The following is a 2060-nucleotide window of genomic DNA, read 5'->3' as shown; positions in this document are numbered from 1 at the left end:
AACCTCGAGATGAGCAGCGATGAGCGTGACTTCAGCACCGCGCTGAAAAGCACGTTGAGCTAAAGCAACCGCTTGTCTTCCCGAAGAACGATTACCAATGAATCGAACTGGGTCCAGAGGCTCCCGTGTGCCACCACCAGTGATCAGGATTCGTTTACCGACAAAGTCATGCTTTACTTCGCTAGAAATTGATGCATACGTTGCCTCGACAATTTCTTCAGGCTCACTCATTCGACCCAGGCCAGAATCTGAACCAGTGAGTTGCCCCACACCGGGTCCTACAACTACAACACCGCGGGAACGCAAAGTAGAGATATTTGCTTGTGTTGCAGCGTTCTCCCACATCTCTGTGTGCATGGCAGGAGCAACAACTAGAGGACCCCTACGAGCAAGAACAGTGTTCCCCAAAAGGTCTGGTGCAAGTCCAGCCGCTAGCTGGGCAAGCGTATTTGCCGTTGCTGGCGCAATAACAATCACATCTGCCTGCTGACCAAGAGCAACATGGCGAACCTGGGCAACGTCGTCATAAAGACCGACGTGAACAGGATTACGACTGATAGCTTCGAGGGTTGGTCGACCAACAAATTGCAATGATGCTTCAGTCGCAATGACGTCTACGTGATGTCCGTCTTTGACAAACTCACGAACGACAGAAACTGCCTTATACGCAGCAATGCCGCCGGTTATCCCGACGACAATGCGTAATGGTGTGCGCGACACTTCAGGTGTCGATTCGGTAATTAGGCCGAAAGTGGACGAGCGATCAGCTTGTCTTCGTTGATTTCGTGCATAGCAACGGAGAGTGGCTTGTCGTCGATGTTGGAGTCAACGAGGGGTCCAACGTTGTCGAAGAGGCTTCCTTCGTGAAGGTCGGAGTAGTAGTCGTTGATCTGGCGAGCACGCTTGGATGCAAAGATAACCAATGCGTACTTAGATTCAACCTTCGAGAGCAGGTCGTCGATAGGTGGGTTGATGATGCCTTCAAGCTTGGTAGCCATTTTTACTCCTTGATAAGTCCCATTAAGTCTACGACCTGTTGGGCTGCTTCAGTGACGTCTCGATTAATTACCCGAACATCAAATTCATCTTTTGCGGCCAATTCGCCATTTGCGGTTTCTAACCTGCGTTGAATCTCTTCTTCAGACTCAGTTCCGCGTTCGCGTAAACGTCGAACGAGCTCGTCCCAATCTGGCGGTAGCAAGAAAACTAAGCGAGCTTCCGGCATAGTTTCACGAATTTGACGAGCACCTTGAAGGTCGATTTCAAACAATACGCTTCGCCCTTGTGAAAGAGCACTCTCAATTGGGCCACGAGGGGTCCCGTATTTATTCTGGCCGTGAACTTCTGCCCACTCGAGAAGCGCTTCAGAGTAAATCATGGCGTCAAATTCACCATGATCAATGAAGTAGTAGTTCACCCCATCTATTTCACCTGGACGAGGATCACGAGTCGTAGCAGAGATTGACAGATGGACTTGAGGAAAGTTCCTGACAATGTGGTTTACTACCGTGCCTTTGCCGACACCAGAAGGCCCTACGAGCACCACCGCTTTCGGAGACCAAGATTCATTGCGCTTGGATTGGTATTTCACAATCCATTTGCGCAAGCCCACTCGTTGATGTTTACCCAAGCCGCCCAGACGCTTACGAGGGGAAATATCAAGATCCTCAAGAATGCGAGGAATCTTGTTCACTCCCACACCACGGAGGGACTTCAGGAAGTCAGTGACCCGAAGAGTTGCTTCGGAGGAAGACGGATCTATTGTTGCCACAACGAAAACATCAAGAGCGGAACGTCGGCCTTCAAAAACATCAGCTTTGATAGCAGCGCGTTTGCGACGCGCGACGACTCCCGCCTGCGCAGCTGCGCGGCGGTCGACCTCGGGCATGATGTTAGGCAAGAGCGGAAGCAACCTCTCCAGCACGACGAGTGACTGCTTCAACAACACCTTCGCGGCCTGCAGAGAGAACGCTTCTAGTTTCAGACACGATCAGATTGGTCGAAAGATTTCCAAATAATCGCTGAGCATCCTCAACGCGAGCACCTTGGAAACCGAAGCC

Annotated in this window: 3 protein-coding genes; all 3 read right to left on the bottom strand. The window is 51.1% G+C overall.

Annotated elements, in window-relative coordinates:
- Window positions 1-720: bifunctional phosphopantothenoylcysteine decarboxylase/phosphopantothenate--cysteine ligase CoaBC (gene coaBC / locus Q0362_RS05255; protein WP_298120783.1), on the bottom strand; the 720-nt coding region annotated here is incomplete at its 3' end.
- Window positions 721-740: 20 nt separating this feature from the next.
- Window positions 741-998: a DNA-directed RNA polymerase subunit omega gene (gene rpoZ / locus Q0362_RS05250; RefSeq protein WP_277495022.1), complete on the bottom strand. Its 258-nt coding sequence runs from the start codon at window positions 996-998 to the stop codon at window positions 741-743.
- A 2-nt stretch (window positions 999-1000) separates the two neighbouring features.
- Window positions 1001-1888 carry a guanylate kinase gene (gene gmk / locus Q0362_RS05245; protein WP_298120787.1) on the bottom strand — a complete coding sequence of 296 codons (888 nt, stop codon included), beginning with the start codon at window positions 1886-1888 and terminating at the stop codon, window positions 1001-1003.
- Between the last annotated feature and the right edge of the window lie 172 nt (window positions 1889-2060).

Source organism: uncultured Aurantimicrobium sp., assembly GCF_936931525.1.
Lineage (GTDB): Bacteria > Actinomycetota > Actinomycetes > Actinomycetales > Microbacteriaceae > Aurantimicrobium.
Note: the sequence above shows the minus strand (reverse complement) of the source record. Positions and strands in the feature narration are given on the sequence as shown.